General features: G+C 42.6%; 16 protein-coding genes. 9 read left to right on the top strand and 7 right to left on the bottom strand.

Annotated elements, in window-relative coordinates; genetic code table 11:
* The first annotated feature begins 40 nt into the window (after positions 1–40).
* Entirely contained in the window at positions 41–1,621 is a 1,581-nt protein-coding gene (gene rhlB, locus ACI882_RS08830) for an ATP-dependent RNA helicase RhlB (RefSeq protein ID WP_411743472.1), read from the top strand.
* A 14-nt stretch (positions 1,622–1,635) separates the two neighbouring features.
* Positions 1,636–2,781, top strand: coding sequence for a 4-phosphoerythronate dehydrogenase (locus ACI882_RS08825; RefSeq protein WP_411743473.1), 1,146 nt, complete (start codon positions 1,636–1,638; stop codon positions 2,779–2,781).
* Here the strand turns inward: ACI882_RS08825 and ACI882_RS08820 are convergent.
* Both ACI882_RS08820 and ACI882_RS08815 read right to left on the bottom strand, forming a co-directional pair.
* Positions 2,774–3,184: a hypothetical protein gene (locus ACI882_RS08820; protein WP_411743474.1), complete on the bottom strand. Its 411-nt coding sequence runs from the start codon at positions 3,182–3,184 to the stop codon at positions 2,774–2,776. The genes ACI882_RS08825 and ACI882_RS08820 overlap by 8 nt on opposite strands.
* A 2-nt stretch (positions 3,185–3,186) precedes the next feature.
* Positions 3,187–4,404 (bottom strand): pyridoxal phosphate-dependent aminotransferase, encoded by a 1,218-nt coding sequence (locus tag ACI882_RS08815; RefSeq protein ID WP_411743475.1) that lies wholly within the window; start codon positions 4,402–4,404, stop codon positions 3,187–3,189.
* A gap of 126 nt (positions 4,405–4,530) precedes the next feature.
* Between ACI882_RS08815 and msrB the strand changes: the two genes are divergently transcribed.
* Both msrB and ACI882_RS08805 read left to right on the top strand, forming a co-directional pair.
* A complete protein-coding gene (msrB, locus tag ACI882_RS08810; protein ID WP_411743476.1) occupies positions 4,531–4,926 on the top strand; it encodes a peptide-methionine (R)-S-oxide reductase MsrB in 396 nt (131 codons plus the stop codon).
* Positions 4,927–4,940: 14 nt separating this feature from the next.
* Entirely contained in the window at positions 4,941–5,612 is a 672-nt protein-coding gene (locus ACI882_RS08805; RefSeq protein ID WP_411743477.1) for a DNA-3-methyladenine glycosylase I, read from the top strand.
* Here the strand turns inward: ACI882_RS08805 and ACI882_RS08800 are convergent.
* Together ACI882_RS08800 and argF are read right to left on the bottom strand one after the other, a co-directional pair.
* On the bottom strand, positions 5,609–6,232 hold the full coding sequence (locus ACI882_RS08800) for a lysoplasmalogenase (protein WP_411743478.1): 624 nt from the start codon (positions 6,230–6,232) through the stop codon (positions 5,609–5,611). The two genes, ACI882_RS08805 and ACI882_RS08800, sit on opposite strands and share 4 nt — an antisense overlap.
* Positions 6,233–6,367: 135 nt before the next feature.
* Complete coding sequence (gene argF, locus ACI882_RS08795) at positions 6,368–7,276, bottom strand: ornithine carbamoyltransferase (protein WP_411746777.1); 909 nt, start codon at positions 7,274–7,276, stop codon at positions 6,368–6,370.
* Between the two features lie 213 nt (positions 7,277–7,489).
* Here argF and grxD point away from each other — a divergent pair, with 213 nt between their 5' ends.
* The 4 genes from grxD to ACI882_RS08775 all read left to right on the top strand — a co-directional run bounded on the left by grxD (position 7,490) and on the right by ACI882_RS08775 (position 10,440).
* Complete coding sequence (gene grxD / locus ACI882_RS08790) at positions 7,490–7,813, top strand: Grx4 family monothiol glutaredoxin (RefSeq protein WP_411743998.1); 324 nt, start codon at positions 7,490–7,492, stop codon at positions 7,811–7,813.
* A 116-nt stretch (positions 7,814–7,929) separates the two neighbouring features.
* A complete protein-coding gene (locus tag ACI882_RS08785; protein WP_411743999.1) occupies positions 7,930–8,682 on the top strand; it encodes a HesA/MoeB/ThiF family protein in 753 nt (250 codons plus the stop codon).
* 10 nt (positions 8,683–8,692) lie between these two features.
* Positions 8,693–9,880 carry an MFS transporter gene (locus ACI882_RS08780; RefSeq protein WP_411744000.1) on the top strand — a complete coding sequence of 396 codons (1,188 nt, stop codon included), beginning with the start codon at positions 8,693–8,695 and terminating at the stop codon, positions 9,878–9,880.
* A complete protein-coding gene (locus ACI882_RS08775) occupies positions 9,877–10,440 on the top strand; it encodes a YqgE/AlgH family protein (protein ID WP_411744001.1) in 564 nt (187 codons plus the stop codon). The genes ACI882_RS08780 and ACI882_RS08775 overlap by 4 nt, the downstream gene beginning before the upstream one ends.
* Here the strand turns inward: ACI882_RS08775 and ACI882_RS08770 are convergent.
* Positions 10,437–12,371, bottom strand: a complete 1,935-nt coding sequence (locus tag ACI882_RS08770; protein WP_411744002.1) for a methyl-accepting chemotaxis protein — start codon at positions 12,369–12,371, stop codon at positions 10,437–10,439. The two genes, ACI882_RS08775 and ACI882_RS08770, sit on opposite strands and share 4 nt — an antisense overlap.
* A gap of 268 nt (positions 12,372–12,639) precedes the next feature.
* On the opposite strand from ACI882_RS08770, the gene ACI882_RS08765 reads away from it, so the two are divergent.
* On the top strand, positions 12,640–13,920 hold the full coding sequence (locus ACI882_RS08765) for a mechanosensitive ion channel family protein (protein WP_411744003.1): 1,281 nt from the start codon (positions 12,640–12,642) through the stop codon (positions 13,918–13,920).
* Between the two features lie 82 nt (positions 13,921–14,002).
* Here the strand turns inward: ACI882_RS08765 and ACI882_RS08760 are convergent, their stop codons facing one another.
* Together ACI882_RS08760 and ACI882_RS08755 are read right to left on the bottom strand one after the other, a co-directional pair.
* Positions 14,003–14,476, bottom strand: coding sequence for an META domain-containing protein (locus ACI882_RS08760; RefSeq protein WP_411744004.1), 474 nt, complete (start codon positions 14,474–14,476; stop codon positions 14,003–14,005).
* A 175-nt stretch (positions 14,477–14,651) separates the two neighbouring features.
* The gene (locus ACI882_RS08755) at positions 14,652–15,614 is read right to left on the bottom strand and encodes an alpha/beta fold hydrolase (protein WP_411744005.1); all 963 of its coding nucleotides are present in this window, start codon (positions 15,612–15,614) and stop codon (positions 14,652–14,654) included.
* Positions 15,615–15,806: the final 192 nt, after the last annotated feature.

Raw genomic sequence — 15,806 nt, 5'->3', positions numbered from 1 at the left:
ATCCCAGTGTTCTTAACCACTTTAAAGAAGTGAATTATTAGTGACTACTCAAAACAAACGTTTCCGTCGGCCACGTTGGCACATCTCTCAGTTCAAAGTAGAAGAAGCTGAGGGCAAAGTACGGTTCCACGATCTATTTTTACCAATCGCGCTAATGCGTGCTATCCAAGAAGTAGGCTATGAATACGCCAGCCCAATCCAAGCCATGACTCTGCCTTATGCGTTAGCGGGCTATGATTGCATTGGTAAAGCACAAACGGGTACGGGTAAAACCGCTGCTTTCTTAATTACTGTGATCACAGATTTACTAGAGCATCGCTTAGAAGAGCAATATTCTGGTGAGCCACGTTCACTTATTTTGGCACCTACACGTGAACTAGCGTTGCAGATTGCTGAAGATGCAACCGCACTAACAAAATTTAGCCGTTTGAAAGTGGTGTCTGCTGTTGGCGGGATGGATCTTGAGAAGCAACAGAAGCAATTAGCAGAACAGCGGTGCGACATTCTTGTTGCAACCCCTGGTCGTTTGATTGACTTAATGAACCGTAAGTCTGTGTTCCTAGATCAAATTGAATTATTAGTGATCGATGAAGCAGACCGTATGTTAGACATGGGCTTCATCCCAGATATTAAGACCATTGTTCGCGCCGCGCCGCGCAATGAAAACCGCCAAACTCTGATGTTCTCTGCGACATTCTCTCCAGATATTTTGAACTTGGTTGATCGTTGGACAAATGATCCTGTCCGCGTTGAAGTTGAACCAAAAATCAAAACTTCTGACGATGTTGAGCAGCATGTTTACTTAGTGTCTGCCGATGAAAAATACCAAGTACTAAAACGTATCGTTAGCGAAGAAGAAGCCGATCGAGTGATGGTCTTTGCTAACCGTCGAGACATTGTTCGTGAGTTATCTGAAAAACTGAAATCTGATGGCATTAACTGCCAGGTCTTGTCAGGTGAAGTGCCTCAGAACAAGCGTATTCGTACCTTAGATGGCTTTAAAGAAGGTAAATTCAGCGTACTGGTCGCAACCGATGTTGCCGGCCGTGGTATTCACATTGATGGCGTGTCTCACGTCGTTAACTATACCTTGCCTGAAGATGCAGAAGATTACGTTCACCGTATTGGCCGAACTGGCCGAGCCGGTAAAAAAGGCGTTTCGATCAGCTTTGCTTGTGAAGATGACTCTTTCCAAATTCCGGCGATTGAAGAATACATCAAAGCAAAAATCTCAGTTGAACAAATTCCTGCCGCTTGGGTTAGTGATGAAGCCTTTATTGATGCCATTGCACAACGCAAGTTAGATGCAGAAACAGCTGATACAGATGCGGACGCGGCGAACGAAGCCGCTGAAGAAGTCAGCGCAGATGTTGTCGTTGCAACTGAAACAACTGAAATTCCTGCAGTAGAAGCTGTTGAAGAAGACGATGTAGATGTTGGCCTAGTCGGTGAAGTTTCATCTATTGAAATTGCTGAAACTGAAGACGGTCCTGAAATTGAAGTTGAAATTACAGTCGTTGAAGATGAAGTAGAAACAAAAACTGAAGCAGAGCAAGTTGAACTTGCTTTAGATAACGCTGAAACGACTGACGAAACGGCAGAAGAGCCTAAAAACTCTTAAGGGGTGTTTTTCAGATGCAATTCAATATCGTTGCTGATGAAAATATGCCCAATGTTGAGCCCTGGTTTGCGCCCTATGCCAAAAGCATTACTCGCAAAGCAGGGCGCAATTTAACCGCCGCAGATTTACACCAAACCGATGTCCTATTGGTTCGTTCCATTACTCAAGTTAATGAATCTCTTCTACACAACACTCCAGTAAAGTTTGTTGGTAGTGCAACCATTGGCACTGATCACATTGATCAAGCTTATTTATCGACTCAAAACATTCATTTTCATCATGCACCAGGTTGCAATGCACAATCGGTAACCGATTGGCTGTTGGCTGTGCTGTCACGATTACATCATGACCATGACGTGAACTGGATGCAGAAAGTTATCGGTGTTATTGGTGTGGGGCTTGTGGGCTCTACCGTGGTTAAGCGCCTAGAACAACTTGGTTGCACCCTTATGGTTTGTGACCCATTAAAGCATGCAGATGGATTACTCGATCAACATCAATCAATGGAAACCCTGCTGAGTGTTTGTGACATTGTGTGTTTACACACCCCGCATACCGTTGAAGGCTTGTTCCCAACAGATCAGATGATTAATGCGCAAGCGTTGAGCAAAATGCGTAAAGGAAGCTGGCTAATAAATGCCGGTCGTGGTCCCGTTATTAACGAGGCCGCGCTGCTTAGTGCCATATCCACTCAAGGTTTGAATGTCGTGCTTGATGTATGGCCAAATGAACCAACGATAAGTACAGAATTACTCAATGCAGTATATTTGGCATCGCCCCATGTAGCGGGTTACAGTTTAGAAGGGAAATATAAAGGCACTGAAATGTTGGCTCATGCTTTGGCCAAAACCTTTCAGCTAACCTTGGATCAAAGCATTACTTTGCCAGTAGGACCAAGCATAGACGCGCGACTTTTTAAAAAAGCAGACATTGCGCTTTGGGCCAGTGAAATAGTATTGGCCTTGTATGACCCAGCTCGGGACACAGCAACCATGAGAATATCAGCTGGAGAAGTTGGTATTGAATCAGATGTATTTGACGCTTTAAGAAAAGAATACCCAACGCGCAGAGAAATAGCCTCTATGACTGTGAATTATGCCCCAGAGGCCTTAGCTAACCTATTACGGCCCTATGGGTTTAATTTACCAGCCGCTAGGTAGGGTGCTTGATATTCGACTGTGCTTGAAGAATGGACTTCATCAGTTGCTCAATGAGCATTGAATCTGCCTCCTTAATGGCCAACTCTAATGCATCAACAAACCTAGGACCGCCTTCGTTATCAAAGTTAGCGAGCCAGCGAAAACCCTCCAACGTTAGTACACAATGGTCAAAACCAATTTGACGTTCTATGTCAGAAAAACGCAATAAACCTTCTTCTTTTAACCACATGAAGGTATTAAAACAGCCTAAATGTCTTTCACTGTGCATGCCGTATTCATCTGGGGTATCAATGCCGCTGATGTCTTCAACGTACATCGATACCTGGCGAGGAAAGGCCCGATATAAGCTCAATAATATTCGTGCGCTGTCGTTATAAAACTCGGTAATGTGAATATCTAACATAATTAATCTTGCTTATAGTTGCTGAAGAAGCGTGTCATCCGCTCTGAAGCTTCTGTAAGTACTTCTTTTGGTGGTAAAAACACCATGCGGAAGTGATCAACATCGGGGTAATTAAAGCCTCGACCATGTACAACCAATATTTTCTCTTGCTTGAGTAAGTCTAGGGCCATCGTTTCATCGTTTGATAAGCCGAATTTCTTTTTATCCATTTTCACAAACAAATAAAGCGCGCCCATTGGCTTGACCACGGACAACCCTGGAATGCTATTTATAGCCTCTACAGATTGATTACGCTGTTCGTAAAAACGACCGCCTGGCGCGACTAAATCATTAATGGTTTGATAGCCACCTAACGAGGTTTGTATTGCGTACTGGGCAGGTACATTTGGGCACAGGCGCATACTTGATAGCATGTTAAAGCCTTGAATAAGGTCTTTTGCTAAGTGCTTTGGACCGGACATTAGCATCCAGCCGGAGCGCCAACCACATAATCGGTAGGCTTTAGACAGGCCGTTGAAGGTAAGAGTCAATACGTCGTGTGACAGCGCCGCTAAGCAATGGTGTGTCGCTCCGTCATAGAGTATTTTGTCGTAAATTTCATCGGCTAAAATAATTAAATTATGCTGTCGCGCCAACTCGACTATTTCAAGCAGTAATTCTTTTGAATAAACAGCACCCGTTGGGTTGTTCGGATTAATCACCACAATAGCTCGGGTTCGCTCGGTGATTTTACTCTTAATATCAGCAATATCAGGGAACCAGTCAGACTGTTCATCGCATATATAATGCACAGCTTTACCGCCAGAGAGCGTCACAGCACCGGTCCAAAGTGGGTAATCGGGCGATGGGATCAGTACTTCATCGCTATCGTTAACGATACCCGTACAGGCCAAGTGAATAAGCTCACTGGCCCCGTTGCCTAAAAACACATCGTCTACATCAACGTTATGCACGCGTTGCTGTTGGTAGTACTGCATAACCGCTTTACGAGCAGAGTAAATGCCTTTCGATTCAGAATAGCCTTCCGAATGCGGTAGGTTTTTGATAACGTCAGTAATGATTTCATCAGGGGCATCAAAACCAAATGGCTTTGGGTTGCCGATGTTTAATTTTAGAATTCGATGACCTTCATCTTCCATGCGGGCGGCTTCATCAAGAACCGGACCACGGATCTCATAAAAAATATTCGCCAGCTTGTTCGACTTAAGTATTTCCTTCATGGGGGATAGAATCCTAAAATTAAAAAACTATTGGGTTATAGTACCTATTGAAAATGGCTTAGAGTCATCCAACGGGTGATTTTTAGAGTATAAAGATTCTCTGAATGAAATCTATGGGAGATTTAGATGAACGATAAAATAGTCAAAACCGATGAGCAGTGGCAGCAAGCCTTATCCGAAGAGCAATACTTAGTCACGCGTAAGGCACACACTGAGCGGCCATTCACGGGAATTTATTGGGATGAAACAAGTGACGGTATATACCGTTGCGTTTGTTGCCAAACCCCGTTGTTTACCTCTACCGCGAAATTTGATGCCGGTTGTGGTTGGCCAAGCTTTTACGAGTCTCTTGATAAGAGTGCGATCAAAGAAATAACCGATACCAGCCATGGCATGGTCAGAACAGAAGTCGTTTGCGCGGCTTGTGATGCTCACTTAGGCCATGTATTCCCCGATGGCCCCGGTCCTGATGGCCTAAGGTACTGCATTAACTCTGCGTCTATGCAATTAGATAAAGAATAATTTGAGGAGCCTTTGTGACATTTGAAGATTTTTGGAATCAGGCGGTTGTTCACCATGGTTCAAGTGAGATCATTGATTCCTATTTGCCTGAATCCGCAACCGATGCTCACCTGCGCAGCATTACCGATTCTCAGTATCTGAGCCTATTGAGTCGGCGTGTATTTCGGGCGGGCATGAGACATTCCGTTGTTGATAGCCGATGGTCTGCATTTGAAGAGGCTTTTTGGCAATTTAATCCTCAGGCTTGTCAGCTCATCGATGATGCTCGCTTTGAAGAGCTCATGCTGAATAAAGAGTTGATTCGCCATTGGCGGAAAATGAAAACAATCCCCATTAACGCGACCATGGTGTTACAAGTCGCTAAGCAGCATGGCTCTTTTGGCGAGTTTATAGCGCAATGGCCAACGGATAACATTATTGGTTTATGGCATTACATTAAAAAGCACGGTGCGCATCTGGGTGGTGACGGTGGTGCTCGTTTTTTAAGAATGGTTGGTAAAGATACCTTTGTATTGAGTGACGATGTTACCCGCGCATTAATAAACGCGGGCGTTGTAACGAAAAAACCGACCAGCCAACGCGATCTACAGGCAGCGCAAGACTATTTTAACCAGTTAGTTAAGCAGTCCGGTCGTTCGTTAGGGCAACTCAGTATGGTACTGGCGTTATCGATCGGCCCTCACTAGGCCGATTTAAATTTCTTCAATGCACCGTGAATAATCATCCATTGGGCGCCGTAATAGGTAACCATGATGAGATAGTCGCTAAAAGGCAATGGTCTCAAGAAGCGATCAATGGCAATAAAGGAGTCAGATAAAATAAACACAAATGCGCCCAATACCGCCCACAATAAAGGCATATTAGATTGGGTTGCTAAAAAGCCCATGAAGCCAATGACAACTAGGTAAGCAAAAACAGGCACAACAAGGTCACCTAGGTGAGGCGTTAATAGAAATGCCATGACTAACATATAAATTAGTAGCAGTACTGAAATTGGCCAACGAGTTGTGACTGAAGACCAGTTGCGAACAAAAAATACGCCGTAATGCAGCTGCGCCAATAAAAACGCCCCCACACCAGGTACAAAATAATCCAGTTGCAGTAAGACATCGCCACAGGCACTAAACGCCAGTGCTAATAGCAGTAAAGTTTTCCCTGAAAAATCTGCGCTACCGACCACCGCAACGGCTAATGTGATAATAGGTAGTATTTTAATCAGCCAAGAAATAGCCATTGAATCAAAAGGCAGTAGAGCAAGATAGATTATTGAAAAAATTAAAAACAGGCCGCTGTATAAAGGTTTCATTGTGTGAGCTTTTTATTATTTTAGGTGAGCTTTACTGTGTCATAAAGCGGTGGGAGTTTCAAACTTGAAATCTGACCTAATAAGTGAACCTCTAGGCGTTCGAGGTGCACTTATGAGTCATTTATTCAAAAGGACTTAACTGTTGAGTATCAAAAATTCTAATAAGGCTTTTTGCGCGTGTAGTCGATTCCCAGCTTGCTCGAACACTACAGAGCGAGGGTCATCAAGCATATCTTCACTGACTTCCTCTCCGCGGTGTGCGGGTAAGCAATGCAAGAATACGGCGTCTTTATCGGCTGTATCCATCAGAGCAGGAGATACTTGATAGTTTGCAAACGCGGTTAAACGCGCTTTGGTTTCTTCTTCTTGGCCCATACTGGCCCAAACATCAGTCGTTACTAAGTGAGCACCTTTAACGGCGTCTGCAATAGAGCGAGTAATGGTTACGCGGTCACCGGCCTTTCTTACTAACTCAGCCATAGGCTCGTAGCCTTCAGGGCAGGCTATGTTCAATTTAAAATCGAATAATATTGCGGCATTGATGTAGCTGTTGCACATGTTATTACCATCGCCAATCCAGGTAACGGTTTTACCTTGAATGCTACCGCGGGCTTCAATGTATGCTTGCATATCAGCTAGCAGTTGGCATGGATGGTAATCATCGGTCAGGGCGTTGATCACTGGGACTGTGCTGTATTGAGCAAAAGTCTCAATTTTTTCGTGTTCGAAAGTTCGGATCATCACCGCATCGACCATTTGAGATAGTACACGCGCGCTGTCTTCTATCGGCTCGCCACGGCCTAGCTGCGTATCGCGCGATGACAAAAATATAGCGGAGCCGCCAAGTTGAGTCATGCCTGCTTCAAAGGAAACCCGTGTACGCGTAGAAGATTTCTCGAAGATCATTCCTAATACCCGGTTTTTTAACGGCTCAAACACAGTTTTAGCTTTGTGCATTGCTTTTAACTCATTTGCGCGGTCGATAATGCTCAATGCTTCAGATTGAGAAAGGTCATTCAAGGTTAGGAAGTGTCTAACAGACATCTTAGTGCTCCAGTGTGCAACTATTTTAAAGGAAGCGAATAAGGCTATCACGGTGACTTGCCATTCAGCAATCGCATTTTTGGCTATACAGCACACAATCTAACGCAATGCCGAACATCTATTCACAAAGTGGCAGTTGTTGGTTGCAAAGCTTGTTGAAACAGCGGGAATCAGTACAATAGACAAAATTAACTGACTAAAATAGTAGGTTTTATGACTGATACAATTGAGAGCATCAAAGAACAAATTGCCGCGAATGATATTTTACTTTATATGAAAGGCAACCCGAATCAGCCTATGTGTGGTTTCTCCGCTAAAACCGTTCAAGCCGTAATGACCTGTGGCCAGCGTTTTGCTTATGTCGATATTCTACAAAACCCAGATATTCGCTCAGAATTACCAAAATATGCGAATTGGCCAACTTTTCCACAATTGTGGGTCAAGGGCGAGCTTATTGGTGGCTGCGATATCGTTTCAGAAATGTTTGATAAAGGCGAACTACAAACTTTATTGGCAGAAGCTGTTCCAGCTGAGTAATTAAGTTTTTATGCGTTAGTAGAGCAGCCCCTGCCAGTGACTGGTCGGGGCTTTTTTATGGCTAAAAACTACACTTCAGCCTAATGTAAAACCATGCAGCCGATGATGAGAAAATAATGTCTTTAACCGATGACCAATTACTTAGGTATGCTCGTAATATTTTACTTAATGATGTCGATATAACAGGGCAAGAAAAGCTTTTAGCATCGCATGTCCTCGTTGTTGGCATTGGTGGTTTAGGTAGCCCCATCGTTCAGTATTTAGCTGCCGCAGGTATCGGAACCTTAACGTTGGCCGATGCAGATACAGTGGAAGAGACAAATTTACAACGACAAGTCATCCATTCTATAGAAACGCTAGGGCAACCGAAGGTTTCCAGTGCCCAGAAGTGGATACGTGCGCTTAATCCCGATGTTAAAATTAATGCATTGGAATATGATGTTACGTTAGAGAACGCACATGCGTTGGTCGGTGCTGCCGATGTCGTCGTAATCGGAACCGATAACTATTCTAGCCGCTATCTTTTGAATAGTGTCTGTTGTGAGCTTAAAACGCCGTTAGTTTCCGCTGCTGCGATTGGCTTAAGCGGCCAATTAACCAGTTTCCTGTTTAATTCTGAAACGTCACCTTGTTTTGCATGCTTATACCCAGAAGCTGACGATGACGAAATAAGTTGTACTACGGCCGGTGTTCTTGGCCCTGTTGTCGGCACGATGGGCTCATTGGCCGCGCTAGAAGTGATCAAAATTTTATTGAGCTTTGGCCAGCCGTTATCGCAACAATTGCTTACCTGGGACGCAAAATCTCTAGAGTTTCAAAAATTCAACTATGCTAAGAGTACACAATGCAGCGTGTGCAACCCTTTATAAGGTATTTTAAATGACCACCGACCAAAAACAGCGTGAACACTTTTTACTGCTCATAGCCTTCGCGATGCCAATTGCTTTTTCTTCATGGATGGCCTTATTGAATAATTTCACCATTGAAGTCGCGCAGTTTACAGGTCGTGAAATTGGTATTTTACAAAGTTTAAGAGAAGTGCCCGGCTTCTTAGCGTTTACCGCCGTTTTTGTGTTGGTGTTTATTCGTGAGCAGCGATTTGCGGTGATATCGTTATTTACTTTAGGGGTGGGTGTGTTTTTGACCGGTTTTTTCCCAAGCGTACTCGGTTTATATGTAACGACAATCATTATGTCTGTTGGCTTTCATTATTTTGAAACAATTAATCAATCGCTGACCTTGCAATGGCTGCCTAAGGAGCGTGCTGCAGAATTTATGGGCAAAGCGATGTCTATTAAAGCCTTTGCTGCCATTTTCACCTTTGGCGGTGTCTGGTTAATGATCGACTTTTACAGTGTCTCTTATAAATGGGTATACGCGGTTTTCGGTGGGTTAACGTTGCTTTTGGTGTGCTACATGATATTTAGGTTTCCTGTCTTTGAAGCTAGGACACCGCAGCAGAAAAAATTAGTTTTTAAACAACGTTACTGGTTGTTCTATGTGCTTACGTTTTTAAGTGGTGCTAGGCGACAAATATTTGTGGTATTTGCTGCTTTTATGATGGTAGAAAAATTTGGTTACAGTGCAGGGCAAATAGCTTTACTTCTGCTAATCAATCATTTTTTTAATATGTTATTTGCAAAAAAAATAGGCTCTTGGATTGGCCGTGTAGGCGAGCGTAAGGCTTTGACGATAGAGTACACTGGGTTGTTTTTTGTGTTTGTAAGCTATGCCTTAGTTCAAAATGCTTGGGTTGGAGCAGGACTCTATGTGCTTGACCATTTATTTTTCGCCTTCGCAATTGCAATAAAAACTTACTTTCAAAAAGTAGCAGACCCTGAAGATATGGCGTCTTCAGCTGGGGTCTCTTTTACCATTAATCACATTGCTGCGGTAGTGTTGCCCGCTGTGCTAGGGTTGGTATGGTTGAAGTCTCCAGAGTTGGTTTTCTACATAGGTGCTGGCTTTGCATTGTTGTCATTAATTTGCAGTCAAATGATTCCTCCACACCCTGAGTCGGGCAATGAAACCGTCTCCTTGTTCGATATTGGTAAGGCTAGAGCATGACAGAGCAAGTATTAAACTTAACAGGGCATTTTTTAATTGCCATGCCTGATATGGGGGACCCTGTGTTCGCGGGTACGGTCACCTATATTCTCATCCACGACGAGGATGGTGCCTTAGGTGTCATTATAAATCGGCCGCTCGGGGTTGATTTACATGAGGTGTTAGAAGCAACTAATATTTCAGAGTTTGCTGAAAAGGTAGGCAATTTAGCCGTTTATCATGGTGGACCTGTGACGCCCGAGCAAGGTTTCATATTGCACCGTCGGCGCGAACAAAGCTGGGCCAGCGCAATACAAAACGACGATATGTGCCTAACAACAAGCCGTGATATATTAGTCGATATCGCGACTGAGAGTGGACCAGATGAGTTTATGTTTTGTTTAGGTTATTCCGGTTGGTCCAAAGGGCAAATAGAGGAAGAGTTAAAGCATAATGCTTGGCTAACTGTCGAAGCTAATACCGATATAATATTTACCGCCAACGAAGATAAGTATCGGCAAGCCTTATTACAGCTTGGTATTGACCAAGCTGTATTGTCGGGCCAAGGAGGACATGCTTAAACTTTAAACTTGTTAACTAGCTCACTCTGGGTAGTTGATAACTCGTTTAGCTTATTTGCGTTGTCCGAACCTAATTTCGCGTTAAGCGCAATATTTTCTGACATGTCTGAAATTTGCACGATATTCTGTGTTACCTCTTTTGCCACTGCGCTTTGTTCTTCAGATGCTGTTGCTATGGTTCTGCTCATATCATTCACAAGCTCTAGGCTGGTAACCATGCGGTTTAATGAGCGGAAAGTTGCCTGCGTTTTTTCGACCGATAAGTCCGCTCTGCTGACATTATCTTCAACAATTTTAACCGCCTTAGTGGAGTTAGCCTGTAAGGCAGATATCATTTCTCTGATTTCATCCGCTGACGACTGAGAGCGGTTAGCCAAGGAACGCACTTCATCGGCGACGACAGCGAAGCCACGACCCTGCTCGCCAGCTCTTGCCGCCTCAATAGCCGCGTTCAACGCTAATAGGTTTGTTTGTTCAGCAATACTTTGTATGACATTGAGAACTTCACCTATTTTTTGACTATCATCTGATAAAGAATTAATTACTTGTGAGGCTTCATCTAAAGATGCTTTAAGCTGTTCAACAAACTCAACGTTCTCACTAATGGTGATTATATTTTGTTGTGCATAATTAGTCACACTCGTTACTTCTGCACTAGTTTGCTCGGCATTAGAAGCCACTTCTAAGACCGCTGCTTCCATTTCTGTCACCGCTGCGGCAACTGAGATGGTCTGTTCTTTCTGCGCAGTAACATTTAAGTTAGTTTGTTGGCTCATATCATAGCTTTTTTGTGAAACATCTTTAATGGTAATTGCCGATTCTTGTACTTTAGAAATTAATAGGCTGAGTTGATCGGATATAAGATTAATATGTTCTGCAATGAGCCCCATTTCTGAACCGTATTTTTTATCAATTCGTTGAGACAAGTCACCATTGGCAATTTTATCTAATGCGTCCATTATGCCTAACAGAGGGTAACGAATTGAGCGAAAAATGTTAAAACCTATTGAAATAGAAATGACTAACGAAACTAAAAATAAAACAACGCCCAGAAGGTTGGCTAAGCTTGCTTGCGCCTTAGCATCGACAACAGCGATGTCGGTTAATTCTCGAATTTCAGCGACAAAGTAGGACATGTTTTCCGACGCCAAATTTACTAAATCAGCTAAATTAACGAGTTCATTTTGGCTGCGATTGTTAAGTTGAACATAAAGTTTATGACGTTGAAATAAACCCTCTTCAGATGCGATTGCCCGATCCATTAGCCCGACTATTTGTTTAACTTCAGCAACTGCTGACGGAAGGCTTGAGGATAAATTACTGAGTTTATCGTTAATGCCGCCTAGGTAGTTCATCAACTCAGACTCAACGTTAACTAGGCGTTCAGGGTCTGTAATGGTTAGAGCTTGCTGAATAAAAGACTGGGCACTGTTTGCTTGCCTTGAAATGAATTCTAAATCCCATATAGCGCTGTCGGCATTTTGGCGCTGTGCTGTTGATATGATCGCACTAATATCTTGTTCAAAAAACAACCATTCTCCATTGAAATCTTCAAGTTCTATTATGGCGTTAACTCTCGCAGCAACTTTGGTGTCTTGAAGGTCTAAGTGAAGTCGAGAAAGGTTGAAAATTTCTTTTGCTAATGAATCTAAATCGCCTACGTTCCCTTGAAAACTAGGCAAGCCGTCAAGTTTTAAAAGAACTAGCTGAAGGTTTTTTGCGTATTCTAGAGTTGCAGTCTCGAAGTTTTGTCTAAGGTTACTTAGCAACTCAGGGTCATCTGCGTTGGCATGTTGCATTACGGCTCGGTTTGCATTTTGCACATTCAAGAGCAATGTATTCGCATTATCTAAAAGCTGGCCTAGAGTGGAAGCAGTATATTCAATTTGACTGGTTAACTTGTTGTTTGATACAAATGAGAAGCCTGCCATGGCGAAAATCATTACACAAGTTAGTGAGAACCCTATTGCAACTCTTTGTATAAGAGATATCTGAAGCATGTGAAAGCCTTTAAAGAGGATATATAAACTGAGTATCGACCAGTATAGTCAAAACTTGACTCCTTGCGTGATAAATCAGCTAATAAACTAGGTGTAATTGATCTGAAACAGTTGTGAGTACAACTAAGGGCTCCAGGGTGCTTTGTGTTAGAGTACCCATTTTGTGGGTGATTAAAATGAATAGGAGGTTTTGTTTAGAATGAGTGACATAAGAGGCAGCTTTCAAGAGTTAGTAACACCCTGGCTACAATATTTGCCAGGCTCCAGTGATGCTTGGTTTCAAGGATTGGTCGTGTTATGGATAGGCCTATTCGCAGTTTTGCTACATTTATTGTTACATTTAGTGGTGCGTAATTACGTGGCCGCATGGTTGTCGAAGTGGACATCTAAGTTTAAAGGCAATTGGAGTTTCTCCATATTTAGCCATAACTTATTCCGCCGCATGTCATTTGTAGTGCAGGGCGCTGTTGTTCAAATTCAATCTGGCTGGTGGTTGGAAGAAGAGACATTCCTCTACCGTTTGATAAAAATCATCAGTGATCAATGGGTTCTATTGTTTTTGCTTTTGACGTTGTTCTCTATCCTAGATGTTTTTCAGGGCATTTTTAATCGTCGATCTAGCAGTGCACAGTTTCCAATAAAAGGTATTTTACAAACGATAAAACTCATAGCCACGCTTTTAATGGGGCTACTCGCCATTGCCCTGCTCATTGGAAAGTCGCCACTGTTGTTACTCAGTGGTCTAGGTGCCTTATCTGCGGTCATGATGTTGGTATTTAAAGACCCTATTCTCGGTCTAGTTGCGGGAATTCAATTATCTGCCAACAATATGCTGTCGGTAGGCGACTGGCTTGAAATGCCGAAGTATGGTGCCGATGGTGATGTAATTGATATTGCATTAACGACTGTTAAAGTACGAAATTGGGATAAAACGATAACCACCATCCCAGCCTACGCATTAATTTCTGATTCGTTTAAGAATTGGCGAGGCATGACGGAGTCAGGAGGACGTAGAATTAGCCGAAGTATTTTAATAGAAACAAGCAGCATAAAATTTCTCGATGAAAAATTGCTTGGTGAGCTAACTAAAGCTGAACTAATTGATGCCTATTTACAAGAAAAAATTGAAGTAATAGAGCGCGAAAACAAATCAAAAAATCTTGATATGTCGGTATTAATCAATGGTCGTCGATTAACGAATATAGGTACCTTTCGACAATACCTTTTAACCTATTTGCGTGCTCGTCCCGATATCCATAAAGATATGACTCTGATGGTTCGGCAGTTGGAGCCAACGTCCGCTGGCTTACCGATTCAAATATATGCATTTACAAATACGACGAGTTGGAGTGAATATGAAAATATTCAAGCCGATATTTTTGACCATGTATTTGCTTCCATGCCTGCCTTTGATCTAAGAGTGCATGAAGCACCGACAGGTAATGATATTCGTTCGATTGGTCGTTTGGAGCGAAGTTAGGCTGATTGCTCGGAGTAGGGAGTAAGTGAGAGCTAGCCTGAAGGACATTCAGCCAGGCTAGCTTGAATTATTACCATATTGGTTAAAAGTAAACAGCGTTAAATACAGCTAATGGAGCTCTACGGCCAATGTTAAGTTGCAGAGTGTCATTGTGGATGGTGTAGTTATCTACCATGCCAAATACTTGAAATAATTCTTGTTCGCTAACGTTTAAGTCTGGGCATGCACGCATAGTTGATGCCAAGTTCTCGAAACGAATGCGATTACCTTCTGATAAAGTGTACTCACCAAAAAATGCGTTACAGCCAGAATAACCAGCCAGTTTACTCGCTTCTGTGTGTAAAACAAAGTGAGCTTCTTTTTCCTGGCCTGGTGAGATAGTTACTTTTTGCCCTTTAAGTTCAATTAGCTTCCAATACTTTTCAGTGATGGTATTTGTCGACTCGGGCAATTCATTAAGGCTAACATCATTGACATTGGACTGTACTTCTTGAAACGAGCTACAGTTAACGAGAAGTACAATGGCCATGCCAGAAAAAATCGCTGTTATCTTCATATTTATTTCCTACCTAAAAGTTGTTACTAACGAATGAATCACCACATGGCTTGAGTATAGCGGCCTATAAAATTTTAAATAGCCTTAAGTCGTAGTTTCTTAAAGCTAATATGGTGTGCGTGAGCCACTTCTTAAATAGAATCAATTGTTCGCCGATAGGTTGTTGAAAAAGGTTTCACGACGGCTCATTATTTAGTTCTAGCCAATTGATAATCGCTTGATTGGTTTCAGTAGGTTTTTCTTGTTGAATCCAATGACCGCAATCTAAGCTGACGATCTCAACGTTTGGTACAAAATCTTTAAGTGACTCCAACTTCGGTATTGAATCTCGATCTCCATATATCATCAGTGCTGGCTTAAGAATTATAGGATCTACTTCGGCTAATATATGCCAATTACGGTCAAGGTTTCTGTACCAGTTTATGCTACTCGTGAAGCCAGTCTTTTCAAATGCATTAATGAAAACTGAGAGTTCATTGGGTGACATAATCGGCTCACCGAGCGGCTGTTCATTTTTTGCAATATTAATCATCAACATGCCTGATACGGGTGGCTGTATTGGCTCATTCTTACGGAATAAATTACGAAGAAACTGAGTGGTATGCTTATTTAGCACTGCATCTGCAACACCTGGCTGGCGATTGAAATGGACAAAGTAGTTATCTTTACCAAAAAACTCTTCCATCAGTTCAATCCAAGGTTTGTCGCCGCGTAATTGATAAGGTAAAGCCAAGGCGATCACACCTTTGACATGGCTAGGGTGGAGTAGCGACAACGCCCATACAATGTTAGCTCCCCAGTCGTGACCAACAAACACAGCATCTTTGTAACCGAAATAATCCAGCAACCCAACAAGATCACTCGTTAAGTGTGTGATGTCATACTCAGTAACCGCAGCAGGACAAGAAGAGTTGCCAAAACCCCGTTGATTAGGAACGATGACATGGTAGCCTGCAGCTACAAGCGCGGGTATTTGATGTCGCCAAGAAAAGGCATGTTCTGGCCATCCATGGCATAGAACTATTGGGTTCCCTTTATTCTGTTGGCCTGCTTCAAATACCTCCAGCTCGATACCATTGACAGCAATAAGTGACGGGGTTGGGAAGCTCGCTAAAGAATTTACTCTTATAGTCTTCATTGTATTCATCCTTTCTAATTCAAAATTATCGGTTAAATCGGTTTATGTCTTGCTTAGAGTTTAAGTTGTTGTCTGCAACATCTTGAAAAACCTATCACCAAAGAAAACTGATTCTTGCTTGTGATTGAGTTGTTAGAACAGTAATCTATAAATAGGTCAATATTGGCCCTATTTAAAAAATAAAAGGATTTT

This window comes from Reinekea sp., from assembly GCF_046710285.1.
Classification (GTDB): Bacteria; Pseudomonadota; Gammaproteobacteria; order Pseudomonadales; family Natronospirillaceae; genus Reinekea.
Note: the sequence above shows the minus strand (reverse complement) of the source record. Positions and strands in the feature narration are given on the sequence as shown.